The sequence below is a fragment of the Pseudomonas sp. P1_A1 genome (genome assembly GCF_056406935.1).
This window is the reverse complement of sequence record NZ_JBFTZE010000016.1, coordinates 116,226-140,468: the sequence shown is the minus strand read 5'-3', so window position 1 is coordinate 140,468 and position 24,243 is coordinate 116,226. Positions and strand designations below refer to the sequence as shown.

The window sequence follows — 24,243 nt, the reverse complement described above, 5'->3', positions numbered from 1 at the left end:
GTAGATCCCACGAAGTGAACTGCTTGGCATAACGATCAGCGCCACAGCGTTTGACGGATGCTTTGAAGAGCTGATGGGGAAGGGCCTGGAGCATTTGTGCAAATCGAGTGCTGCTGAACATGGGCGAAAATCGAGTCTGAAAACCTGATTATTGCTTACGAAGCAGGCACAGCAAGGGGGAGCAAGCTCCCCCTTTAGTTTTTACCGGACACTAGTGACGCAGAGCGTGGGAACGATCAAGGCCCAGGGGTGATCTCGCGCCACATGTGGATCTTGTCGAAGTAGTCTTCGCCGACCCGCACCGCCAACGGTTCCAGGCCAAACTGCACGAAGCCGCAGCGCTGATACAGCCTGAAGGCGGCTTCGTTGCCGGCAGTGACGGTCAGCTGGATCAACCTCAGGCCCTGATGACTCTGCGCTTCAGCCAACGCGGCCTGTAACAGTTGATAACCGAGCCCGCGCTGGCGCACCTTGCCGGTCACGTACATGCCAAACAGCGTCGCCTTGTGCCGGGCCTTTTCCCGAGACTCGAAGGCCAGGCCGACGATGCCTGCCAGTTCCCCTTCCTCGAACGCCCCGAGCACCCGGTCCAGCTTGCTGGTCAGGCGCGACTCCCACCACCCCAGCGGCATCGTGGCGCGCTCGCGCACGCTGGAAGTGAACGCTTGGGGATGCGAATCGTAGGCTTCGAGCATCAGCGCCCGATAATCCAGGGCATGACTGGCATCAAGCCGCTGAATCCACATGTTCAGGCCACTCGCCGCTGCTCAAACATCAACCGCACCGCCAGCCCGGACAGGACGAAGCCCATGAAATAGCGCTGCATCGCCAGCCAGTTCGGGTTGTTGACGAACCAGGAGGCGATGCCTGCGGCGAACAGCGCGATCAGCAGGTTGACGCTGAAGCTCACGCTGATCTGGGTCAGGCCGAGGATGATGCTCTGGTTGAACACCGAACCGTGCTCAGGGGAAATGAACTGCGGAAACACCGACAGATAAAACACCGCGATCTTCGGGTTCAGAGCGCTGGTGAGAAAACCCATCGTGATCAATTTGCGTGACGAGTCCGCCGGCAACTGCTGCGCCTCGAACGGCGAACGCGCACCGGGCTTGACCGCCTGCCAGGCCAGCCACAGCAGGTACAACGCACCGGCCCACTTCAGCACCTCGTAGGCCACCGGCACGGCCATGAACACCGCGGTCAAACCCGCTGCGGCAGCGAACAGGTGCACTAGAAATCCCGCGACCACACCCAGCAATGACGTCACCCCGGCCTTGCGTCCCTGGCAGATGGAACGGGAGATCAGGTAGATCATGTTCGGCCCGGGCGTGAGTACCATCAGCAACGCCGCGGCGGCAAAAATCAGCAAGTCTTGAAGTGGAATCATGGGCATCCTGTCCTTGAAGTCAGAGGGCTTGGGTGATCAGGCGGTTTCGATCAGTGAAGCTCGATAAAACGGCAAGATCAGGTCTCGTGTCAATGGCGCCAGCGTGAGATCGCCGTCGGTGGCCGGGTCGATCCAGCGCACCTCTTCGATTTCCGCCGCCGGGCAAACGTGTGAGTCGATGGTCAGCTGAAACAGTTCGGCCTGTACGACAAAACCCGGCTCGTTGGCGGCCGGTGCCGAGAATGGCCCCAGGTAGGTGGCGTGCGCCGGATCGATGACCAGTCCCAGTTCCTCCTCCAGCTCACGGGTGAGGGCGTGGACCGGTTGCTCATGAGCCTCGATCTTACCCCCCGGCTGCATGAACGCCTGGGTGCCGCGCTTGCGCACCAGCAAGGTGCGACCGTCGGGGCCGATCAACAGGGCAGCGGCAATGCGGATGATGCGGGGCGAAGCGGCGGATGAAAGCGTCATGGATCAGACTGGCCTTGGGTAAAAGGCGCAAGGATCACATGAGCGCCGGTTCTTCGTCACGCCCTCCCTGAAGACTCAACTCGTCTCAAGAACCGCCACTTCCTCCGGCACTTTCACAAAAATGCTGTACTTGGCACCTTCCATCGCCTCGAACGCGATCAGTTTCTCCACCAGCGGCCCGTTCAACACCTTGCCGGCATTGAGCAGCAGCATGCCGTTGTCGGCATTCAGGTTGCGCGCCAGGATCATGCCCGCCGCCAGGTCCCGGGTGGTCAGCACCTTGACCGTCGGATCGGCCAGCGTCACATCGCTCAGGTAAGCAGCGCAGACCTGAATGAAATCCTCCACCAGTTCCGGGTCGTAGAGCCGACCGGCGTACTGGCGGATATACACCAGGGCTTCATCGCTGTTCATCTGCCGCTCGAGGATCAGCCCGCGCTGCAACTCGATGAAGTCCACCGCCAGTTTCAGCAACCGCGAACCGAGCGGAATGGCCTCGCCCTTGAGCCGATCGGGAAAACCGCTGCCGTCCCAACGCTCCTGGTGGTGCAGGATCAGCCGCGCGGCATCTTTCATCGGGTCGAGTGTCATCAGCAGCGACTCACTCTGCTTCGGATAACCCCGATAGCGCTCGCGGTCATTGTGATGCAGCAGATCCGAAGGCGTGCTCATCATGCTGTCGGTCCAGCTCAATTTACCGATGTTGTAGAGCGCCGCCGCCATGGTCAGGTCTCGACTGGTGGCTTCGTCCAGGTGATGGAGTTTGCAGTACACCCGCACCAGTTCGATGATCTGCCGGTTGGTCTGCTTGGCAGGTGGCAGGCGCAGGTTGGCCAGCAACGAAAACACTTCCGTGCCGGTGACATAGCTGCGTTTGAGCTCTTCGTAAGCCAGGTCCAGCATGTCAGCGGTCTGTTGCAGCTCGCTGGTGCGGGCCGCGACGTGTTTTTCCAGGGTGGTGTTGAGCAGCTTCAGTTTTTCGTTCTGGTCCCACGTCTCCTGCACCAGACGCAACCGTTCACGCTCGGAATACTGATAGGCCAGCGATTGCCGCAGCGTCAGCAGCATTTCCTCATCGTGCCAGGGCTTGCTGATATAACGATGGATCTGCCCTTCATTGATGGCTTTGATAATGGCCGAGGGGTCGGCATAACCGGTCAACATGATCCGGGTGGTGTCGGGGTAGCGCTGATGGACGTGGGCCAGCAGCGTGGCGCCGTCCATATTGGGCATTCGCGCGTCACTCATCACCAGATCGACCGGCCGCTGCTCCATGATTTCCAGGGCCTGGGCACCGCTGGTGGCCAGCAGCACCTCGTAGGGCTGGCTGCGCAGCAGGCGGCGCAGGCTGTTGAGAATCGACTCCTCATCGTCGACCAGCAGTAACGTGGGTTTATCGGTCACAGTCGTGGGGAGCTGCTCTTCCATGGCGATACCTCAAGTGAAACCAGCCTCTCTATGTCAGGCGCGAAAAAACATCCTCTGACTTTCCCGAGCCTGACCTACAGGCTAGATGATTTTCCGACCGACTCCGCAAATGATTCGTTTCAGTCAACCGGGCGAATATCCGACCGGACGACTATGCTCAGGTCACTCGGATCCAAACGATGCCCGCTCCGTCCAGCACTCAGGGAAGGGATATCCTCTATGAGCTCATCGCACCAAACCGCTGTCGGTACAGGCGCATGCCAGTGAATACGCTGCTTGCGCGGACTAATCGTCGGATTCTCATCGTCGACGACACCGCGTCGATCCACGAGGATTTCGCCAAGATTCTCAGTCCGTCATCGATCGAAGACGACAGTCTGGCCAGCGCTGAAAACGCCCTGTTCGGCACCCCCGTGACGGTATCGTCGCAAGGTTTTGTCATCGAGTCCGCGTTTCAGGGCCGTGAGGCGCTGGACAAGGTCGAGACCGCACTGGCGAATGACTCGCCCTACGCGATGGCCTTCATCGACATGCGCATGCCGCCGGGCTGGGACGGCCTGGAAACCATCGAACGCCTGTGGCAGGTCGATCCCAAGCTACAAGTGGCGCTCTGCACCGCGTATTCCGACTATTCCTGGGAAGACATCGACGAGCGCCTGGAACTGGGCGATCGCCTGCTGATCCTGAAAAAACCCTTCGATGCCATCGAAATCCGCCAGATGGCCAGCGCATTGACCGCCAAGTGGCAAATGACCGAAGACGCGGCGCTGAAGATGTCCCTGCTGGAGCAAGCGGTCGAGGAGCGCACCCGGGAGCTGTCCGACGCCAACATCATCGTGCAGAACAGCCCGACCATTCTGTATCGGCTGCGGGGCGAACCGTCGTTTCCGTTGATGTATATCTCCCACAACATCACCAAATACGGCCACATCGCGGCGGCCCTGGTGGCTTCGTCCAACTGGGCTCAGGAGCTGATCCATCCCGACGATCAAGAGAAAGTCGACACGGCCATGGCGCGGGTGCTGGACCGCCATGCAGCCGGTGCTTCCATCGAGTTCCGGATGCGCACCGGCGACGGTGATTGGCGCTGGGTCGAAAACCGCTACATCCCGGTGCGCGACGATGAAGGCCGCTTGCTGGAAGTCGAAGGCATCATCATCGACATCACCGAACGCAAACTGGCCGAGGAAAAGATCGCCCTGCTGGCCCGCACCGACGGCCTGACCGGGCTGGCCAACCGCGCGACGCTGATCGAACGCCTGCACCAGGCGTTCGCCGCCGCCCGGCGCGGGGCCACCCCGTTCGCCATGTTTTACCTGGACCTGGATCACTTCAAACGCATCAACGACACCCTGGGCCACCCGGTGGGCGACCTGTTGCTACAGGAAGTCGCCCGACGGATTAAAACCTGCGTGCGGGAAAACGACGTGGTCGCCCGCCTGGGGGGCGACGAGTTCGCGATTCTGCAGCTGGACGTCGGCGATCCGACCCAATCAGCTGCCCTGGCCGCCAAGGTGCGCGATTCGCTGGTGCTGCCCTACTCCCTGGCCGGCAATGATGTGCGGGTCTCGGTCAGTATCGGCATCAGCAGCTACACCCAGGTCAGCCTCAGCGCCGACAGCCTGTTGACCCAGGCCGACATGGCGCTGTATCGCTCCAAGGAAAAGGGCCGCAACCAGTACCACTTCCACTCCGAGGAAATCAATCAGGAAGTGGTCGAGCGCATGACCATCGCCAATGACTTGAAAACCGCCATCGAACGCGACGAGCTCGAACTGCGTTACTGGCCGGAAGTAGACCTGAGCAGTGGCAAGATCCTCGGCATGGAAGCGCAGGTCAGCTGGAATCACCCCATACGCGGTTTACTGGAAGCCCAGGCATTCCTGCCCGCGGCGGAAAAGACCGGCATCATCATCGCCCTCGGTCACTGGGTACTGGAGCGCGCCTGTCGGCAAATGCGCCAGTGGCGCGACGAGGGCATGGCACCACCGGTGGTGGCGATAAAACTGTCCCTGGCCCAGCTCAAGAGTGGTCCCGAACTGATCTATGACGTGTTGCGCACCACTGCCCGTTGGGATCTGTGCCCGTGGGACCTGCGTTTCGACGTCACCGAAGCGACCCTGGCCCAGACCAAGTGGACGCACAACGATATCCTGCCGCGCCTGCGTGAGCTGGGGGTGAAGATCGCCATAGATGACTTTGGCACCGAATACTCTTCGTTCGACTACCTCAAGACTTACCAGGTCAATCACCTGAAACTCGCTCAGGCGTTCATCGACACCGCCGCCCACGACGCGGCCAGCGCCACCACCTTGCGGGCCATTATCAATTTCGCCCGCGACGTCGGGATCGGCATCATCGCCGAAGGTGTCGAAACCCAGGAGCAACGTACTTCGCTGATGGCCACCGGCTCACCGATGAACGCCCAGGGCTACTACTTCAGCAAAGCGGTCAGCAGCCAGCAGGCCGCCGAACTGTTGAAGGCCGGGAGCATCGTGCGCGCGAATCACAATCCCGGAGCAATGCCGGGTGATTCGCAGCGTGCAACGGAGGACAAGGAATGAAAACTCCGTTCATCCAGGCCAACCGGCGCATTCTGATCATCGATGACACGCCCTCGATCCATGAGGACTTCCGCAAGATTCTGGGCGCCGATACCGACGATGAACTCACCCTCGCCGGCACTGAAGCCGCGCTGTTCGACACCCCGCAAGCGACTCGGCTGGTCTTCCAGCTCGACTCCGCCTATCAGGGCCAGGAAGCACTCAAACTGGTCAAGCGTGCCCAGGCAGAAGGTCGCCCTTACGCCATGGCGTTCACCGACATGCGCATGCCCCCCGGCTGGGATGGTCTGGAAACCATCGAGCGGCTCTGGAAGGTCGACCCTCATCTGCAAATCGCGCTGTGCACGGCGTTCTCCGATTACACCTGGGAAGCCATGGCCGAACGGCTGGAGTTCGGCGATCAATTGCTGGTGTTGAAAAAACCTTTCGACAGCCTGGAAATCCGCCAGATGGCCAGCGCCCTGACCTGGAAGTGGCAGATGGCGCAGGACGCGGCGATGAAAGTGCTGAGTCTGGAGCAAACCATCGAAGCCCGGGTCCACGAACTGCTCAAGGTGTCTCATCTGTTGCAGTACGACGTGTTGACCGAGCTGCCCAACAGCACCTTGCTGGGTGACCGGCTGAACCAGTCCCTGGCCTTGTCCAGGCGCCATGACAAACAACTGGCGGTGATGTTTCTGGGGCTCGACCGCTTCAAGCGCATCAACAATGCGTTGGGCCACCCGACCGGTGACGAGATGCTCAAGCGTGTCGGGCAAAGCCTGGTGGCCTGCGTGCGCGCCTCCGACTCGGTGTTTCGCTACGGCTCCGATGAGTTTGTGGTGATCCTGGCCGACATCCACCACCCCCAACAGACCAAGGGCATCGCCGAAAAACTGTTGAACGCCATACGTGCGCCCCAGCACGTCGCCGGACATGACCTGAGCGTGACGGCCAGCCTGGGCATCAGCATCTATCCCGATGACGGTTTCGATGCCATCGCACTGATCAAGAAAGCCGAAACCGCAATGCGCAACGTCAAGGAAAGCGGCCCCAACGATTTCAGCTTTTTCATCGATGAGATGAACCAGCGCGCGCGGGAACAGCAGACCATCGAGTCGGGGATTCGCCTGGCACTGGAGCGCAACGAGTTTGTCCTGCACTACCAACCGAAACTCGACCTGGGCAGCGGCAAGGTGGTCGGCGCCGAGGCGTTGATCCGCTGGCAAAAACCGGGGCAAGGCTGGATCTACCCGACAGACTTCATCGGTGTGGCCGAAGACAGCGGCTTGATCGTGCCGTTGAGCAAATGGGTGCTGGCCCAGGCCTGTCAGCAAGCCCGTACCTGGCAAGTAAATGGCCTGCCGGATCTGTGCATGTCAGTGAACGTGTCGGCCATCGATTTCCGTCAGCGGGATTTTGTCGAAGGCATCGAACAGATACTCCAGCAAACCGGGATGGACCCGGCCTTGCTGGAGCTGGAAATCACCGAAGGCGTATTGATGCAGAACGTCGATTCCACGATGGTCGCGCTGAATCGGCTCAAGGCTTTGGGAGTACGGCTGGCCATCGATGACTTCGGCACCGGCTATTCCAGCCTGAGCTACTTGCAACGGTTTCCCATCGATGTACTGAAAATCGACCAGTCGTTCATTCGTGGCCTGGGTCGTGACAGCAATGACGCGGCCCTGKTCGGCGCCATCATCAGTCTGGGCAAGAGCCTCAATCTGAGGGTCATTGCCGAAGGGGTGGAAACCCTCGAACAACTGAATTTCCTCAAGGCCCTCCATTGCGAGGAAGGCCAGGGTTACTACTTCAGCAAAGCCGTGGAGCCGGATGCCTTCGTGCAATATCTGAGATCGGTACAACCCGCCTCCTCCACAGCCAATGAATGACGTGCAACGACACTCAGGGCGCCCTGCGCCAAGGAATCATAAGATGTCGCGCTCCTTCTACTACCTGCTTCTTGCTCCCCTGTTCAGTTGCTGTCTGATAGCCAGCGGCGCACCGCTGGACGAACCGCTCAAACCCTTGCCCGCGGTGCCCGAGCAGAATCCCTTGCAAGTCGAACTCGGTCGCCGGTTGTTCAACGAACCACGGCTGTCGGTCAACAACAGCCTGTCCTGCGCCAGTTGCCATCGTCTGGAAATCGGCGGCGCCGACGATAAGGCGTTGTCCACTGGCTTCAAAGGCGATCCCTTGACGATCAATACCCCCAGCGTGTTCAACGCGAGCCTGAACTTCCGGCAATTCTGGAACGGCCGCGCCGACTCTCTGGAAACCCAGGCCCACGAAGTGGTGCAGAGCCCAAGCGAAATGGGCAGTCATTGGGAGCATGTGGTCCAGATGCTGTCCGCCGACCCGGACTACAAAGGCGCTTTCGCCAAGGCCTACCCGGACAGCGTCACCATGGACAATGTGCAAAACGCCCTGGCCACCTACGAGCGCACGCTGATCAGCGCCAACTCGCGTTTCGACCAATACCTGTCGGGCGATACCGAGATCCTCACGACTGACGAGAAGTACGGTTACCAACGTTTCAAGGACTACGGCTGCATCGCCTGCCATCAGGGGGTGAACATCGGCGGCAACATGTTCCAGAAATTCGGGGTCATGGGCGATTACTTTCAGGCTCGAGGCAACCCCACCGAAGCCGATCTGGGCCGCTATCTGGTGACCAAGGCCGAAGAGGACCGCAACGTGTTCAAGGTACCGAGCCTGCGCAATGTCGCCGTGACCGCGCCGTACTTTCACGACGGCTCGGCAAAAACCCTCGAAGAGGCGGTCGATGTGATGTTCAAGTTCCAGCTCGGTCGTGTGCCCTCCGACAAGGACAAGGACCTGATCATCAAATTCCTCAAGACCCTGACTGGAGAATGGGGAGGAAAACCTTTATGACAACGTTCCCCCGCCGCAACCTGGCACTGCTCGCTGCCTTGGCCGTGCTGCTGGCCTCGACGCTGTTGTTCCTGTACCTCAAATCCAGCTCGCAGGAGACGTCGACCTACGCCGAATCCCGTGACTTGATCGGCCGGATCAAACAGTTGAACGCGCAATGGGAAACCGAGATTCTCAAGTCCAGGATCGCCATCAGTCACAACTACGATCCGCTGGTGGCACCGCTGAGCGAGATGACGCACCTGTGGCAGCGGTTCGAGAGCATGGAGTCCAGTCACGGCCGCAACGACTCGCCGATCTGGCGTGCCAGCCATGATGCATACCTTTCCGCCATCCAGGAAAAAACCCGGCTGGTGGAGCAGTTCAAATCCCACAACGCGGTGCTGCGCAACTCACTGGCGTTCCTGCCCACGGCCGAAGACGACATCCAGGAACCGCTTGCCCAACTGCCCGATGAACACAAACTGCAACTGCAGAACATTGCCACCGACACCTACGACTTGCTGCTCAGCAGCCTGGAGTTCGCCCAGGTCACCTCCGACGATAAAGCGGCCGAGATTCTGGTGGGGCTGAACAAACTGGGGGTGAACAAGCAGCGATTGCCGGAGCAGTTTCACAGCCCGATCGATATTTTGAGCAACCACATCGCGCTGATTCTGCGTGAACAACCGGTGGTCAATCGGTTACTGGAAAACATCGAAGCCATTCCGGTGGCCGAACGGCTGGACGATATTACCGGCCTGCTGAACAAGGATCAGCAGCAAACCGACGCCATCGACCAGCGCTACCACTTCTACATGCTGGTGTTTTCGACGCTGCTGGTACTGGTGCTGGTGTACCTGGCGATTCGCCTGATGCGCAGCTTCGGGGAGATCCAGCGGGTCAACAAGGAACTGCAAACCGCCAACGAAGTCCTCGAACAACGGGTCGAAGAGCGCACCCGCGAACTCAAGGATACCCAGAGCGAATTGCTCGACACCGCGCGTCAGGCCGGCATGGCCGAAATCGCCACCAACGTGCTGCACAACGTCGGCAACGTGCTCAACAGCGTGAACATCTCGGCCGATCTGGTCAGCCGCCGGCTGCGTAGCAGCAAGGCCCAGGGGCTGGGCAAGGCGATGCAGCTGATCAACGAACATCAAAGCGACCTGGGCACCTTTCTGACCCAGAACGAGAAAGGAAAACTGCTGCCCGGCTATTTGAATCAGCTGGTGGAAGCCATTGCCCTCGAGCAGCAGGGCATGACCGAGGAACTCGCGCAACTGAGCAAAAGCGTCGACCACATCAAAGACATCGTCGCCACCCAGCAGTCCTACGCGGGGGCCAACAGCCTGATGGAACCGCTGTACATCAGCGAATTGCTCGAGGACGCCCTGCGCATGAACGCCGGCGCCTTGACCCGGCATCACGTCACGGTGGTCAAGGAATACGGCGACGTACCGCAAGTGATGGGCGACAAGCATCGCTTGCTGCTGATCCTGATCAACCTGATCAGTAATGCCAAATATGCCATGGCGGACCCCAGCAACCGTACGCGGCAAATTACCCTTGGGATAAAAGTCGTCGATGACACGATCCTGCAAATCAGCGTCAAGGATGACGGCGAAGGCATTGCACCGGAGAACATGACGCGGATCTTTGCCCACGGGTTCACCACCCGCAAGGAGGGTCACGGCTTCGGCCTGCACAGCTGTGCGCTGGCCGCGATTGAAATGAACGGCCATCTCACCGCCCACAGTGACGGGCCGGGCAAGGGCGCCCTGTTCACCCTGCAGATCCCGTTGAACCCCGTCATGGAGGAAGCATGAGCGACCTTTCGAACCGCCGCATTCTGCTGATCGACGACACCCCGTCCATCCATGATGACTTTCGCAAAATCCTCACCCCGACATCGGCCAAACATGCAGAACTGGACGAAATGGAGGCCGCGCTGTTCGGCAGCGAAGTGAAATCGACCCAACTGCTGTTCGAACTGGATTCAGCCTATGGCGGTCAGGAGGGCCTGGGCAAACTCGTCCAGGCCTTACAGGAAAACCGCCCCTACGCCCTGGCTTTCGTCGACATGCGCATGCCCGAAGGCTGGGACGGTGCGCAGACCATCGAACACCTGTGGCAGGAAGACCCGAACCTGCAAGTAGTGGTGTGTACCGCCTACTCCGACTATTCGTGGGATGAACTGCTGGAGCGCCTGCACGCCCACGACCGCCTGCTGATTCTGAAAAAGCCGTTCGACAATATCGAAGTCCAGCAGATGGCCAACACCCTGCTCACCAAATGGGACATGACCGAACGGGCGTCCATCCAGATGAGCCATCTGGAGCATCTGGTGGATCAGCGCACGACCCAGTTCAAGCAGGCCAGCGAAGCATTGCAGCGGGAAATCGACGAGCGCAAACAACTGGAAAGCCAACTGGTGCAGTCGGAAAAACTCGCCTCGCTGGGGCAACTGGCGGCGGGTGTTGCCCATGAAATCAATAACCCCATCGGCTTCATTTCCTCCAACCTCGGCGCCCTCGATGGCTATTTCAAGCAACTGCAGACCATGCTCGATGCCTATCGGGAAGCGGAGGCGGCCATTACCTCAAGCGACGTCCTCGAACGTCTCGGCCAGCTCCGTGAAAAGGTCGAACTGGAGTTTCTGCGCGAAGACATTCCGCTGCTGATCAAGGAGTCCAAGGACGGCATCAATCGGGTCGGGCAAATCGTCAAAGACCTGAAGGACTTCTCCCGCGTCGACTCCAATCAGGAATGGCAGTGGGCCAACCTGCAACAGGGCATCGAGTCGACGCTGAACATTGTCGCCAATGAACTCAAGTACAAGGCCGACGTGGTGAAGGAGTATCAAACACTGCCTGACATCGAATGCCTGCCGTCGCAGATCAATCAAGTGATCATGAACCTGATCGTCAACGCGTCTCAGGCCATGGGGCCGGAACGGGGCACCATCACCCTGCGTACCGGGCTTGAAGGTGAAACGGTGTCGATCGAAGTCGCGGACACCGGATCAGGCATCGAACCGGAATGCCTGCAGAAAATATTCGACCCGTTCTACACCACCAAACCGGTGGGCCAGGGGACAGGGCTCGGGTTGTCCCTGTCCTATGGCATCGTGAAAAAACATCGGGGCGATATTTCGGTACGCAGCGAAGTCGGCGTGGGCACCACGTTTCGGGTCGAGCTGCCGGTGCGCCAATCAGCCTGACGACATAACCCCTTGTAGGAGCTGCCGAAGGCTGCGATCTTTTGATCTTCAGATTTTCGGCGTACCTTCTGGCCTCAAATCAAAAGATCGCAGCCTTCGGCAGCTCCTACGCGCCTGTGGGCGCTGCGATCTTTTAACAACCGAGTCCGAACCCAAGGAAACCGTATGAGCCTGTCACTCCTGAGCCGCTACGCCTTCTTTGCCGTCTGTGTGATATTCACCCTCGCCAGCCTGCCCTTCCTGGCATACGACTGGCTCTGGCYGATCGCCGCCGTCACCGGCGTCCTCAGCCTGGTGGGCCTGTTCGACCTGCTGCAAAGCCCTCATGCGGTGCGCCGCAACTACCCGATCCTGGGCAATATCCGTTATCTGGTGGAGGGTATTCGCCCGGAAATCCGCCAGTACCTGCTCGAATCCGACAGCGATGCCCTGCCCTTCTCCCGGGCCCAGCGTTCACTGGTGTATTCGCGGGCCAAGAACGAGAGCGCCGACAAACCTTTCGGCACGCTGATCGACGTGTATCAGTCGGGTTTCGAATTCATCGGCCACTCGATGCGCCCGGCGCCGTTGAGCGACCCGAGCAGTTTCCGGGTGATGGTCGGCGGCCCGCAGTGCACCCAGCCGTACTCGGCGTCAGTGTTCAACATCTCGGCCATGAGCTTCGGCTCCCTCAGCGCCAACGCCATTCGCGCGTTGAACCAGGGCGCCAAGCTCGGCAACTTCGCCCATGACACCGGCGAAGGCAGCATCAGCCCCTATCACCGGGAAAACGGCGGCGACCTGACCTGGGAACTGGGCAGCGGCTACTTCGGCTGCCGCACCGCCGATGGCCGCTTCGACCCGGAACGCTTCGCCGCCCAGGCACAGAACCCGCAAGTGCGGATGATCGAAATCAAAATGAGCCAAGGCGCCAAGCCCGGCCACGGCGGGATTCTGCCCAAGCACAAAGTCACCCAGGAAATCGCCGAAACCCGTGGCATCCCCATGGGCGAAGACTGCATTTCGCCGTCGCGCCACAGCGCGTTTTCCACACCAATCGAAATGATGCACTTCATCGCGCAACTGCGTGAACTGTCCGGCGGCAAACCGGTGGGCTTCAAGTTTTGCCTGGGCCACCCGTGGGAATTCATGGGCATCGCCAAGGCCATGCTGGAAACCGGCATCCTCCCGGACTTCATCGTGGTCGACGGCAAGGAAGGTGGCACCGGCGCCGCGCCCGTGGAATTCACCGACCACATCGGCGTACCGATGCGTGAAGGCCTGTTGTTCGTGCACAACACCCTGGTGGGCCTGAACTTGCGGGACAAAATCAAACTCGGCGCCAGCGGCAAAATCGTCAGCGCCTTCGACATCGCCAGCGTCCTGGCCATCGGCGCCGACTGGGCCAACTCGGCGCGCGGCTTCATGTTCGCCATCGGCTGCATCCAGTCGCAAAGCTGCCACACCAACAAATGCCCGACCGGCGTCGCCACCCAGGACACCCTGCGCCAGCGCGCGCTGGTCGTTCCGGACAAGGCTCAGCGTGTGTTCAACTTCCATCGCAATACGCTGAAGGCCCTGGCCGAAATGCTCGCCGCCGCGGGCCTCGACCATCCTTCACAGCTGTCGGCCAAGCATCTGGTGCGGCGCATGTCGGCCACCGAGATCAAGTTGTTCTCGCAGTTGCATGTGTTCCTGAAGCCGGGGGAGTTGCTGACCGGTGAGGTGAATGGCGAGTTTTACTCGCGGATGTGGCAGATGGCGCGGGCGGACAGTTTTGAGCCTAACGAAACGGCTGCCGCATAGGGTGTTTTTGCGCGCCGACCTCAACGGTTGGCGCTCCCTCCAGAATGAACAAACGAGCCTCACTGTCTCCCTCTTTCAACGTCAGCACCTGTTTCCAGTGTTTGGGAAACAGGGCGTCATGTTCAGGGCGCACATAACCCGTTACCCACCAGACCCTCTTGGCGCTCAGTTTCAGGGTCGAAAAGTCATTGAAGAGAATCCAGAGCAGGTGACGGGGAATGAGTGCCCAACCACCGTATTCGGCGGTTCCCCACAGGGTGCCGGTCGGCGATTTGACGACGTATAGCCTTGGTTGAATGCCGGTGGCGTCGTAGTAGGTGAACGGCAAGTACCAATACAGGTTATCCACAATGATCTCGTCACCCGGACGCACCTCGCGACCAAGACCTGCGACCACGGCGTCCAGCTTCGCGTCTCTGCGAATGCTGGTGCCGTTCATCTCATCCGTTTGCGCGTAAATCGCCGACAGCCCGTGCACTTCCACCCATACAATAAAAACCGTGGCGATAGCCGCAAGGGCAGCATGACGTTGGCTCAATGCGTCCAGCGCGAGCGCAACGATAAGGGGCAATGCTACGGCAGCGAACACCAGGTACCTGGCATTGAAAACCGGCACGATCAGCGACACCAGAAACACGGTCAGCACCGGGACGAAAAAATAACCCACCAGCAAGACGCTGAAGGGTCGCTCGTTGCGTGCCTTGAACAGTACGGCAGCGGCGCAAACCATGATCAAAACCAAGGGTGTCACGCGCCATAAGTCACTGGTCGAACCCTCCATCACCACCAGTTGCCAAACGAAGGTCAGCACCGTCGGCCAAGTGAGCGGCGGTATCCATTCGAGCCCGTTCATTCGCAACAATTGACTGATGAGAGGCGGTGCCCACGGCAGGTACAACACGACGATTGCACTGTTGGCCAGTATCCACGCACGTACGGGTACCGTGTCCTGGACCTTGCGCACTCGCCACCAAAAAAGCCAATGCACCAACACGCACAATGCGGCGAAGTAGTGCGTKTAAAAAGCCGCCGTCATCAACAGCACGTAAACGACCGGGTAACGCTTTTGATCCGGCGCCTTGACCCAGCACACCAGCGCCACGGTCGCGCCCATCAGCCAGAACCCCAGCAAGGTGTACATCCGCACTTCCTGGCTGTAGCGCACCGATATCGGCAGCAATGCCAACAACAATGCCGCCGTCCACGTCGCCCTTCGCGTCGTCACCAGCCTCATCAATTTAATGCACAGCAACAGCGTGCCGACATCGGCCAGTGCACTCAGGGATCGCGCAGACAACACGCCGTTGCCGAACAACAACATCCAGAAATGCAGCAAGACATAGTAAAGCGGCGGATGAACATCCCGAGCCGTCGTGGCCCAGATGTACGCAGGCGAGCCCTCGGCCAACAATATGCTGTAAGCCTCGTCGTACCAGATGACCGGCACGGTGATGGCGTGAAACCTTGCGAACAATGCGATCGCCAGCACCACCAGCAGACCCGCCCCGTCGACAACCCTGGATGGAAAGCGTTTGGGATAAATCGAAGAGGTGCTCACCGGTTTCACCACGCAAGCGCGGCGATCGGCGTTGGCTCTTTCATCACGATGAAACCGTAGTCACCCAACAGATAGAGGTTGTAGAACGTGCTCTCCACCAGCGGTGGATAACCCTGATAACCCACCATCGTCGCGTTACGCCGCTCCCTCTCCGCGACCACATTGGTGATGCCCGCTTTCGGCAGGTTTTCCGCCAGCATGTAGAAGTTGATGTTCAGCAAATAATGCAAAACCGGCATCTGCTTGAACGAGCCCGCGGCCTCCACCAACCAGTGATCGGAATAATTCACCGACATGTAAATGCGCTTGGCCTCACGCAGTTGCCGATGGGATGCGATGTCATGCCCCAGGGAAAACAACGCGCTGGACGCAAAGGTGTTCTGCACCGTCAGTACGCGGCCGTAAGCGTAGGACAACGAAAGCATCGCCAACAGCGGCACCGCCAACAGCAGCGCCAGCCGCTCATGAATGCGCGTCAACGCCAGATGGCTCAAATAGAACAGCAGCACCAACAGCACCGCGAACCCCATCAAGGTTCTGGCGCCTTCATTGAAATCCCGGAAAAACAACACGGCCCCCGACACCAGCAAGATCACGACCGGCACGGTCATCACACACGCCAGGCCCATCAGCACTTTTCTCAACGCCGTGTCCTGGCGTGTCACCACGTTCCGGGCCAACTGTACGCAGCCGGCGATGGCACCCAACAGCAGCACGGCGAACACCCAGGTGAATCCACCGTGAAACAGCAGCACGACTTTTTCCAGCACCCGGCCGATGTTGATTTCCAGTTGCAGCCAGGGTGCCGCCGCCCAGTTCAGGAACAAGGCGCGGTTCTGATCCATGTACGGGTAAGCGGTGACGCTGTAGATCAAGCCGCCGAGTACCACCTGGGCGAGTTTCCAGCCGATCAACTCGCGCCATTGTGGCCAGGCCCATTTATCGTTCGCGCCTCTGAGCAGTTCCAGGCAACACAGGCCCAGAAATACATTCAGGCTCACCTGATAGAGCCCCAGCCCCAAGGCAATCAGGAAGGCCGGCACCAGCCATTGCAGGATGCGCGAAGGATGACGAAACGTGATCGCGTAGATCACCGCCACCAGGCTCAAGGCATTGGCCGGCCCGTCGTATTGATAAGACAGGTTCTGCATGAAGAACGGGTTGTACCAGAGCGGCAACAGCACCAGGCAGCAGGATAGCGTCGGCTGCGGGTAGTAATGAAACGTCAGGCTGGTCAATGCAAAGGCCATGGCCAGCGTGGCGATCAACAGCGGTAATGGAAAGATGTTCGGCGCGGCATCGCTGAAGGTCAGCGCGTTGTAGAACAGCTCGGTGAACAACCGCCCCTGGCTGGCCCAGGCCGTGCCGGCGGACAGCGAGCGCCAGTTGTCATCGATGTAGGGATAGTCCGCAAGGATCAGCGGAATGACGTAAATCAGGGCCGCGATCAGGAAAAACAACCAGACCCGACGACGCCCGAGTTCGCTGCTGAACAAGTCGCTCAGTCTGCCCATGCTAAAGCCCGAGTCGGTCTTTGCCGCCGATGACGTCTTTGACCACATAACGGGGTCGATGCTTGGCTTCGATGTAGATGCGGCCGATGTATTCACCGAGGATGCCGATGCCGATCAGTTGGACACCGCCGAGAAACAGAATCGCCGTCATCAACGAGGGGTAACCGGGAACGCTGTTGCCGAAGAAAATCTTGTCCAGCACCATGTACACCGCGTACAGCACCGCGAAGATCGAGATAGCGCCGCCGATGTAAGTCCACAACCGCAAAGGTACGGTGCTGAACGAAGTAATGCCCTCCAGTGCCAGGTTCCACAGCCGCCAGCCATTGAATTTGCTGCTTCCCGCCACTCGCCGGGCCCGCTCGTATTCCACCACGACGGTGGTGAAACCGGCCCACGACAGAACGCCTTTCATGAACAACTGATGCTCGGGGAGTGCGCGAATCACGTTGACCACCTTGCGGTCCATGAGGCGGAAGTCCCCGACGTTTTCTTCGATCCGGGTGTAGGAAATCCTGTTCAGCAAGTGGTAGAACAGCGCCGCGCTGTGGCGTTTGAGATAGCTGTCGCTGGCACGATCCCGGCGTTTGGCGAGCACCACGTCGGCACCTTTCTGCCACTCGGCAATCAACCGCGGAATGACGCTGATCGGATCCTGCAGGTCCACGTCCATGGGGATCACCGCATCACCGGTGGCGTATTCCAGCCCGGCAAACAACGCCGGTTCCTTGCCGAAGTTGCGCGAGAAATTGATCAGCAATACCTGTTCATCGACCTGGGCCAACGCCTTGGCCTGCTCAGCCGTCTGGTCGGTACTGCCGTCGTTGATGAACACGATCTCGACCTCACATGGGTCAAGTTTCAATTCGCGGCGCACCGACTGATAGAACAGGTTGATCGCCTGCTCTTCATTGAATACCGGGACAATCAGCGAAACCTTCACGCTTCACACTCCTGAGAACCGAAGTGTAGATGCTCGCCAGATGCCATCATGGGGAGTTCTGGTGCGCGAACAGTCCGGCAGACCGACGGCCACGCCGTTCGATCCGTTCGCTATAAGCATCTGAGACATTCGGTAATATCCAGTCTTTTGCAATTGCCTGTGAATAACGGCACCCTGCGCGCCGCTGTAGAAGCGAGGCTTGCCCGCGCCTACCCAACAACTCCGTTCAAGAGCCCGCCTTCATGACGTCTGGACGCGATCACCGCATCGACTTTTTCCGCGGCCTGGCCCTGATCTTTATCTTCTGGGACCACGTGCCACAGAACCCGCTCGCGCAGTTCACGGTGCGTAACTTCGGCTTCAGCGATGCGGCGGAGATTTTCGTGTTCCTGGCCGGTTACGCGGCCGTGCTGGCCTACGGCAAGATCGCCCGGCGCGACGGGCTCATGGTCGCCACGGTGAAGATCCTGCGACGCGCCTGGGTGCTTTATGTAGTGCACATCTTTTTGCTGGCGCTGTTGATGGGCATCGTGTTTTTCGCCAACAGCCACGTGGAAACCCGCGATCTGGTGCAGGAAATGGGCTTGCAGTATTTCCTCAGCAATCCGCAGCAAGCGTTGATGGACGAGTTGCTGCTGCGCTTCAAGCCGAACCTGATGGACCCGTTGCCGCTGTACATTCTGTTGCTACTCGGCCTGCCACTGGTGCTGCCGATGCTGCTGCGCGAGGCGGAATACGTGGTGGGGCTGTCGGTGGTCTTGTACCTGCTGGCGCCATGGCTTCAGTGGAACCTGGCGGGCACCGACGGGGGCGTGTGGTTTTTCAACCCGATGGCCTGGCAGCTGCTGTTTATTCTCGGGGGCGCGGCGGCGATTCACCGGCAAAGGCCTCGGGCGCCGCAATCTCGACCGCTGACTCGGCAGATGGTTTTCATCGCGGCTCTGACCTATCTGGTAATGACCGGGATGATCGCGCTGTCGTGGAAATGGCCGACCGTGCATGACGCGTTCATGCCCCAATGGCTCGGCGAATGGCTCTATCCGATCAGCAAGACCCACCTCTCACCGGCGCGTCTGCTGCACTTCCTCGCCCTCGCCTACGTCACCGCCAGGTTGTTGCCGGACACGGGCTGGACGCAACACTGGCTGGCGCGACAAAGCTGTCGCATGGGCCGATATTCCCTGGAGGTGTTTTGTTTTGGTGTGTTGCTGGCGCCGTTGGCGGACATGCTCAATGCCTTGGGTGGGAACGTATTGGCGATGCAGCTATTCAGCGCAATGTTGGGGGTCGGGTTGATGGCGTTGCTGGGGGCTTGGCTGGATTTCAATAAGCGGTTGAACATGCCAATACCCGTGGCAGCCGTTTAAATGCAAAAGCTCCGATCATTCTGACCGGGGCTTTTGTATGGCTGGCGTTACAACTTACGAAGCCGAACGCACCGCGCCTTGCGTCACATGGGTCGGCTGCAACTTGAACATATAGAACAACACCGTCAGCAGTACCAGGAACGCCGGGCCCACATACAGCGCCACGCGGGTGTCCGGGAAGTACGCCATCAGGCCGACCACCAATACCAGGAAGGCCAGCGCCAGATACGAACTGACCGGGTATAGCCACATGCGGTATTTCAGGCCGGCACGTTCGCTGGCGCTCAGGCCTTTGCGGAACTTGAGTTGGGCCAGCAGGATCATCACCCAGGTCCAGATCGCGCCGAAGGTGGCTATCGCGGTAACCCAGACGAAAACCTTCTCAGGCACCATGTAGTTGAGCAGCACGCCCAGCAACAACGCGCCGATCGACAGCAGCAACGCACGACGGGGCACACCGCCGTTCGAGGTTTTGGCGAAACCGGCCGGGGCCTGGCCATTTTGCGCCAGGCTGTAGAGCATGCGCCCGGTGCTGAAGATGCCGCCGTTGCAGGACGACAACGCCGCGGTGATCACCACGAAGTTGATGATGCCGGCGGCGGTCTTGATGCCCAGACGCTCGAAGGTCATCACGAACGGGCTGCCCTGGGTGCCGATGGCGTTCCACGGGTAGATCGACAGAATCACGAACAAGGCGCCAACGTAGAACAGCAGAATCCGCCAGAACACCGAGCCGATCGCATTGGGGATGGTCTTCTGCGGGTTCTTCGCTTCACCGGCGGTCAGGCCGATCATCTCGACGCCGAGGTAGGCGAACATCACCATTTGCAGGGACATCAACACGCCTTGCACGCCATTGGGCATGAAGCCGCCGTGGGCCCACAGATTGGAAATCCCCAGGGCCACGCCATCGTTGCCAAAGCCGAACGCGATCACGCCGATACCGCCGACTACCATCGCGATGATGGTGACGATCTTGATCAGGGCGAACCAGAACTCGAACTCACCGAAGGCTTTCACCGCGATCAGGTTGATCGAGCCCATGCTGACCAACGCGGCAAGTGCCCAGATCCAGCGCGGCACGTCGGGGAACCAGACGCCCATGTACACCGCCACCGCGGTGATTTCCGCGACGCAGGTCACCAGCCACAGGAACCAGTAGTTCCAGCCGGTCAGGAAGCCCGCCAAGGGCCCGAGGTAATCCTGGGCATAACGGCTGAACGAGCCGGCGACCGGATTGTGCACGGCCATTTCGCCGAGGGCGCGCATGATCACCAGGATCGCCAGACCGCCGATGATGTAGGACAGCATGATGGCCGGGCCGGCCATTTCGATGGCCTTGGCCGAACCCAGGAACAGGCCGACGCCGATACAGGCACCGAGTGCCATCAGGCGAATATGCCGTTCGCCGAGTTCGCGTTTAAGCGGGCCGCCCTGAGCGGTCTCGCCGTGAGGCAGGTGATTGCCGACTGGCATAGGGGTGCAACCTCGTCTTGTTATTGGATATGACCACCGAGTGTCGAAGCGCCGGCCGATAAGCCAGTGCCTGGTGAAACCGGGCCTGTCTTGTGGACAGACACGTCTTGTAGGACAAAACCTGCAAGATCAGCGGGGCGTGCAGTATAAAAAGCTAACGACAGGTGTTTTCACTGTATAAAACACAATATTCAGCTAGAACTCACGGGTAATTCCCGCCATACGGAGTGGCATTACCTGGCTTATGCAAGTTTTTTCGCCACTGGAACCGCACGGAGTATTGCACAGCAATGGTGCATCGTCATGCCCATGCCCAAGTAAGATTTGCTTCGCGATAGCTCTACTTCAAGCCTTTCGAGCAACTACACCACCCGTCGCCCCTGTAGGAGCAGGGAGTCAGGCTGGATCCAGAAAATTCGCGATAACCTTGTTCACAATTTTTTCACCAACGCCAACCACCGTCTAAGCTTCAAACAAGTCCGATCAATCTGCGTGAATGGATCAGTCGACTATGGGCGCTTTGTGGCAAACCGATTCGAGTGACACTGTGGTTCCGACTGAACGTGAGGATGAAGCGCCTTTACCTGAAAAACCCCGTCGTTCACGGCACGGCTGGGGGGCGTTCTGGTTGCTGCTGCTGATTATCCTGATTGTCCTGGGCCTGGCCGCGGCCAAGGAAATGCGCACCTCCAAGTTCCAAGCCCGGGAAATCAGCAAATATGCCGCCTCGCTGAAATATGAACTGCAACCCGGCCCCAGCGACGCGATTCGCTACCCTGGCGAAGGCCCGTTCGATCAGCGTCTGGGCTACAGCTCCCTGGATGAATTTCTGCCGCGCCTGCTCAAGCGCGATTACGTGATAGCGGCGCAAACCCGCTTTTCGCCTGCGCTGATGAAGTACAGCGACAAGGGCTTTTTCATTCCCTATACCGAGAAAATCCAGGCCGGGCTTTCGATCACCGATTGCCGTGCGGCCCCGCTGTACCAGTTCAAGTATCCACAACAGCTCTATTCAAGCTTTGCCGCGATCCCGCCGGTGGTGGTCAACAGCTTGCTGTTCATCGAAAACCGCTTTCTGCTCGATCCGCACCAGCCCCTGGCCAACCCCGCCGTGGACTGGCCGCGGTTCGGCATGGCGGCGTGGTCCCAGGTAGCCAAGCTGTTGCGCCTGCCCGGCCAATCGGCGGGCGGCAGTACGCTGGCGACACAGCTTGAGAAATATCGGCACTCGCCCGACGGCTTGACCGTGTCGGGCGCGGAAAAAATCCGCCAAATGATTTCCGCCAGCGTGCGGGCCTATCAGACGGGGCCGGAAACCCTTCAGGCACGGCAAAATGTGATTCGCGATTACCTCAACAGTGTTCCGCTGTCGGCGGTACCGGGCCACGGTGAAGTGCACGGCATGGCCGAAGGTTTGCGCGTCTGGTACGGCGCCGATTTCAACAAGGCCAACGAACGGCTGGCCAGCACCGACACCGATCAGAAAAGCCTGGCGGAAAAAGGCCTGGCCCTGCGTGAAATGCTGTCGCTGATGATTGCTCAACGCCGCCCTTCGCACTACTTGACCAAGGGCCGCGATGAATTGGCCAGCCTGACCGACAGCCATATTCGCCTGCTGTCACAAAATGGCGTGATCGATGCGCCGCTCGCGGCGGCGGCACTGGCCAGCCAAGTGACCTATCGCGACTGGCAGACCCAGCCCACCATCCAACCAATCGAAACCAACAAAGGCATCAGTGTCGCGCGCAGTCGGCTGGGCAGTTTGCTCAACCGTCCGCTGTATGACCTCGACCGCCTCGACCTTTCCGCCACCAGCACCCTGCAAGGCGAGCTGCAAACCCAGGCCACCGCATACCTCAAGCATTTGGCCGACCCGGCTTATGCAGCGGAAATCGGCCTGATCGGCGAACGCCTGCTCACCCCCACCAGCACCACCCAGGTGCGCTACAGCTTCACCCTGTTCGAACTGACCCCGGACGGCTCGCGGGTGCGGGTGCAGACCGACAGCACCGACCAACCGTTCGACATCAATGAAGGCAGCAAGCTGGAACTGGGCTCCACCGCCAAAATGCGTGTACTCACCACTTACCTGCAGATCATTTCCGAATTGCACGATCGCTACGCAGGCATGACCGTTGCCGAACTGAAGAAAACCGAAGTCGCCGAACAGGATCGCCTGAGCATCTGGGCCGTCGATTACATGATTCAGAACACCGACCGCAGCCTGCCAAAAATGCTCGGCGCCGCACTGGATCGCAAATATTCGGCCAGTCCCGGCGAGGCGTTTTTCACCGGTGGCGGGCTGCACACGTTCGTTAACTTCCGCAAGGAAGACAACGGCCGCATGCCGACCCTGCGCGATGCCATTCGTGAGTCGATCAACCTGCCGTTCATCCGGCTGATGCGCGACCTGGTGCGCTACAGCACCTACGCAGGCCCCAACAGCAGCGCCGAATTGCTCAAGGACGACCGCGACCCGCGGCGTCAGGAATACCTGGCCCAGTTCGCCGACCGCGAAGGCACCGCATTCCTGTTGCGGTTCTGGAAGAAGTACCAGAACAAAGACACCCAGACCCGCCTCGAGACCTTCCTCGACAGCATGCACCCGACACCGATCCGCATGGCTGCCGTGCATCGCTACCTATTCCCGCAGGCCGACCAGGAGAGCTTCAACACCTTCGTGCGCTCACACCTCAAGGGCGCCAAACTCACGGAAAAACTCACCGACGAACGCCTCGAACGTCTGTACCTGAGTTACGGCCCGGGCAGCTACGACCTGCCGGATCAAGGCTTCATCGCCAAGGTCCACCCACTGGATCTGTGGCTGATGGGCTACTTGCTGAACAACCCCGACGCCAAGTTCAGCCAGATCGTCAAAGCCAGCGAATTCGAACGCCAGGAGGTTTACAGCTGGCTGTTCAAAAGCAAACACAAGGGCGCCCGCGACAGCCGTATCCGTACGATGCTGGAGATCGAGGCGTTCCTCGACATTCATCAACGCTGGCAGAAAGTCGGCTATCCGTTCGACCACCTGGTGCCCTCGCTGGCCACCGCCATCGGCAGCTCCGGCGACCGCCCCGCCGCGCTGGCGGAGCTGATCGGCACCATCCTCAACGACGGTGTACGCCTGCCGACGCTGCGTATCGACAGCCTGCACTTCGCGGCTGGTACGCCCTATGAAACCCAGCTGATCAACAATCCGGTCGTCGGCAAACGCGTGATGCCTTCCGAGGTGGCAACCGCCATGCGCGAGGCCTTGTCGCAAGTGGTGGATGCCGGCACGGCCAAACGCGTGGCAGGCAGTTTCAAACTGGCCAACGGCACCCCGTTGGCCATGGGCGGCAAAACCGGGACCGGCGACAACCGCATTGAAGCCATCGGTCCGGGTGGGCGGATTCTGAGCTCGAAATCGATCAACCGCACCGCAACGTTCGTGTTCTACATCGGCGATAGTCATTTCGGCACCTTGACCGCCTACGTGCCGGGGCGCACGGCCGAAGCCTTCAAATTTACCTCGGCGTTGCCCGTGCAAGTGCTCAAAGGCATGGCGCCCATCCTGATGCCGTATCTGCAGCCGGGGAGTCGCACCGGATGTTTGCCCGTGGAGCTCTCCCGCCGCTGACCGGGTGGTAAATAGTTATTTTCGGCATGGAAAATTCCAATGCTTTCGG

General features: G+C 59.7%; 17 protein-coding genes. 8 read left to right on the top strand and 9 right to left on the bottom strand.

The annotated features are described in order from the left end of the window. From AC1D2Q_RS22090 to nosR, 5 genes are all read right to left on the bottom strand, one after another. Window positions 1–121: DUF4372 domain-containing protein (locus AC1D2Q_RS22090; RefSeq protein WP_477814547.1), on the bottom strand; the 121-nt coding region annotated here is incomplete at its 3' end. Between the two features lie 115 nt (window positions 122–236). After that, window positions 237–746 (bottom strand): N-acetyltransferase family protein, encoded by a 510-nt coding sequence (locus AC1D2Q_RS22085; protein WP_477814543.1) that lies wholly within the window; start codon window positions 744–746, stop codon window positions 237–239. A 2-nt stretch (window positions 747–748) separates the two neighbouring features. Further along, window positions 749–1,387 (bottom strand): LysE family translocator, encoded by a 639-nt coding sequence (locus tag AC1D2Q_RS22080; protein ID WP_019581569.1) that lies wholly within the window; start codon window positions 1,385–1,387, stop codon window positions 749–751. Between the two features lie 36 nt (window positions 1,388–1,423). Further along, complete coding sequence (locus AC1D2Q_RS22075) at window positions 1,424–1,858, bottom strand: NUDIX hydrolase (RefSeq protein WP_477814542.1); 435 nt, start codon at window positions 1,856–1,858, stop codon at window positions 1,424–1,426. Between the two features lie 75 nt (window positions 1,859–1,933). Continuing rightward, a complete protein-coding gene (nosR, locus tag AC1D2Q_RS22070) occupies window positions 1,934–3,286 on the bottom strand; it encodes a response regulator c-di-GMP phosphodiesterase, NosR family (RefSeq protein ID WP_477814541.1) in 1,353 nt (450 codons plus the stop codon). 257 nt (window positions 3,287–3,543) lie between these two features. Between nosR and AC1D2Q_RS22065 the strand changes: the two genes are divergently transcribed. From AC1D2Q_RS22065 to AC1D2Q_RS22040, 6 genes are all read left to right on the top strand, one after another. After that, window positions 3,544–5,850, top strand: coding sequence for a GGDEF/EAL domain-containing response regulator (locus AC1D2Q_RS22065; protein WP_477814540.1), 2,307 nt, complete (start codon window positions 3,544–3,546; stop codon window positions 5,848–5,850). Continuing rightward, complete coding sequence (locus tag AC1D2Q_RS22060) at window positions 5,847–7,724, top strand: putative bifunctional diguanylate cyclase/phosphodiesterase (protein WP_477814539.1); 1,878 nt, start codon at window positions 5,847–5,849, stop codon at window positions 7,722–7,724. Before AC1D2Q_RS22065 ends, AC1D2Q_RS22060 begins: the two co-directional genes overlap by 4 nt. 43 nt (window positions 7,725–7,767) lie before the next feature. Continuing rightward, on the top strand, window positions 7,768–8,727 hold the full coding sequence (locus AC1D2Q_RS22055) for a cytochrome-c peroxidase (RefSeq protein ID WP_477814538.1): 960 nt from the start codon (window positions 7,768–7,770) through the stop codon (window positions 8,725–8,727). Beyond that, window positions 8,724–10,535, top strand: coding sequence for a DAHL domain-containing protein (locus AC1D2Q_RS22050; protein WP_477814537.1), 1,812 nt, complete (start codon window positions 8,724–8,726; stop codon window positions 10,533–10,535). The genes AC1D2Q_RS22055 and AC1D2Q_RS22050 overlap by 4 nt, the downstream gene beginning before the upstream one ends. Beyond that, complete coding sequence (locus AC1D2Q_RS22045; protein ID WP_477814536.1) at window positions 10,532–11,929, top strand: ATP-binding protein; 1,398 nt, start codon at window positions 10,532–10,534, stop codon at window positions 11,927–11,929. The genes AC1D2Q_RS22050 and AC1D2Q_RS22045 overlap by 4 nt, the downstream gene beginning before the upstream one ends. A 165-nt stretch (window positions 11,930–12,094) precedes the next feature. After that, window positions 12,095–13,714 (top strand): FMN-binding glutamate synthase family protein, encoded by a 1,620-nt coding sequence (locus tag AC1D2Q_RS22040; protein ID WP_477814535.1) that lies wholly within the window; start codon window positions 12,095–12,097, stop codon window positions 13,712–13,714. On the opposite strand, the gene AC1D2Q_RS22035 is transcribed toward AC1D2Q_RS22040, so the two are convergent. From AC1D2Q_RS22035 to AC1D2Q_RS22025, 3 genes are read right to left on the bottom strand one after another with little or no spacing between them, the layout of a single operon-like run. Then, the gene (locus AC1D2Q_RS22035; RefSeq protein ID WP_477814534.1) at window positions 13,692–15,272 is read right to left on the bottom strand and encodes a glycosyltransferase family 39 protein; all 1,581 of its coding nucleotides are present in this window, start codon (window positions 15,270–15,272) and stop codon (window positions 13,692–13,694) included. The genes AC1D2Q_RS22040 and AC1D2Q_RS22035 overlap by 23 nt on opposite strands. A gap of 5 nt (window positions 15,273–15,277) precedes the next feature. After that, window positions 15,278–16,786: a glucosyltransferase domain-containing protein gene (locus AC1D2Q_RS22030; protein WP_477814533.1), complete on the bottom strand. Its 1,509-nt coding sequence runs from the start codon at window positions 16,784–16,786 to the stop codon at window positions 15,278–15,280. Between the two features lies 1 nt (window position 16,787). After that, entirely contained in the window at window positions 16,788–17,729 is a 942-nt protein-coding gene (locus AC1D2Q_RS22025) for a glycosyltransferase family 2 protein (protein ID WP_477814532.1), read from the bottom strand. Between the two features lie 242 nt (window positions 17,730–17,971). Here AC1D2Q_RS22025 and AC1D2Q_RS22020 point away from each other — a divergent pair, with 242 nt between their 5' ends. Further along, entirely contained in the window at window positions 17,972–19,096 is a 1,125-nt protein-coding gene (locus AC1D2Q_RS22020) for an OpgC domain-containing protein (RefSeq protein WP_477814531.1), read from the top strand. Between the two features lie 54 nt (window positions 19,097–19,150). On the opposite strand, the gene AC1D2Q_RS22015 is transcribed toward AC1D2Q_RS22020, so the two are convergent. After that, window positions 19,151–20,572 carry an amino acid permease gene (locus AC1D2Q_RS22015; protein WP_477814530.1) on the bottom strand — a complete coding sequence of 474 codons (1,422 nt, stop codon included), beginning with the start codon at window positions 20,570–20,572 and terminating at the stop codon, window positions 19,151–19,153. Window positions 20,573–21,083: 511 nt separating this feature from the next. Between AC1D2Q_RS22015 and AC1D2Q_RS22010 the strand changes: the two genes are divergently transcribed. Beyond that, on the top strand, window positions 21,084–24,194 hold the full coding sequence (locus tag AC1D2Q_RS22010; RefSeq protein WP_477814529.1) for a transglycosylase domain-containing protein: 3,111 nt from the start codon (window positions 21,084–21,086) through the stop codon (window positions 24,192–24,194). The last annotated feature ends 49 nt before the right edge of the window (window positions 24,195–24,243 follow it).

Coding starts and splice junctions, on each gene's coding strand:
- AC1D2Q_RS22045 (WP_477814536.1), top strand. CDS start 10,532: ATGAGCGACCTTTCGAACCGCCGCATTCTGCTGATCGACGACACCCCG.
- AC1D2Q_RS22055 (WP_477814538.1), top strand. CDS start 7,768: ATGTCGCGCTCCTTCTACTACCTGCTTCTTGCTCCCCTGTTCAGTTGC.
- AC1D2Q_RS22010 (WP_477814529.1), top strand. CDS start 21,084: ATGGGCGCTTTGTGGCAAACCGATTCGAGTGACACTGTGGTTCCGACT.
- AC1D2Q_RS22075 (WP_477814542.1), bottom strand. CDS start 1,858: ATGACGCTTTCATCCGCCGCTTCGCCCCGCATCATCCGCATTGCCGCT.
- AC1D2Q_RS22080 (WP_019581569.1), bottom strand. CDS start 1,387: ATGATTCCACTTCAAGACTTGCTGATTTTTGCCGCCGCGGCGTTGCTG.
- AC1D2Q_RS22085 (WP_477814543.1), bottom strand. CDS start 746: ATGTGGATTCAGCGGCTTGATGCCAGTCATGCCCTGGATTATCGGGCG.
- AC1D2Q_RS22015 (WP_477814530.1), bottom strand. CDS start 20,572: ATGCCAGTCGGCAATCACCTGCCTCACGGCGAGACCGCTCAGGGCGGC.
- AC1D2Q_RS22065 (WP_477814540.1), top strand. CDS start 3,544: ATGCCAGTGAATACGCTGCTTGCGCGGACTAATCGTCGGATTCTCATC.
- AC1D2Q_RS22020 (WP_477814531.1), top strand. CDS start 17,972: ATGACGTCTGGACGCGATCACCGCATCGACTTTTTCCGCGGCCTGGCC.
- AC1D2Q_RS22030 (WP_477814533.1), bottom strand. CDS start 16,786: ATGGGCAGACTGAGCGACTTGTTCAGCAGCGAACTCGGGCGTCGTCGG.
- nosR (WP_477814541.1), bottom strand. CDS start 3,286: ATGGAAGAGCAGCTCCCCACGACTGTGACCGATAAACCCACGTTACTG.
- AC1D2Q_RS22050 (WP_477814537.1), top strand. CDS start 8,724: ATGACAACGTTCCCCCGCCGCAACCTGGCACTGCTCGCTGCCTTGGCC.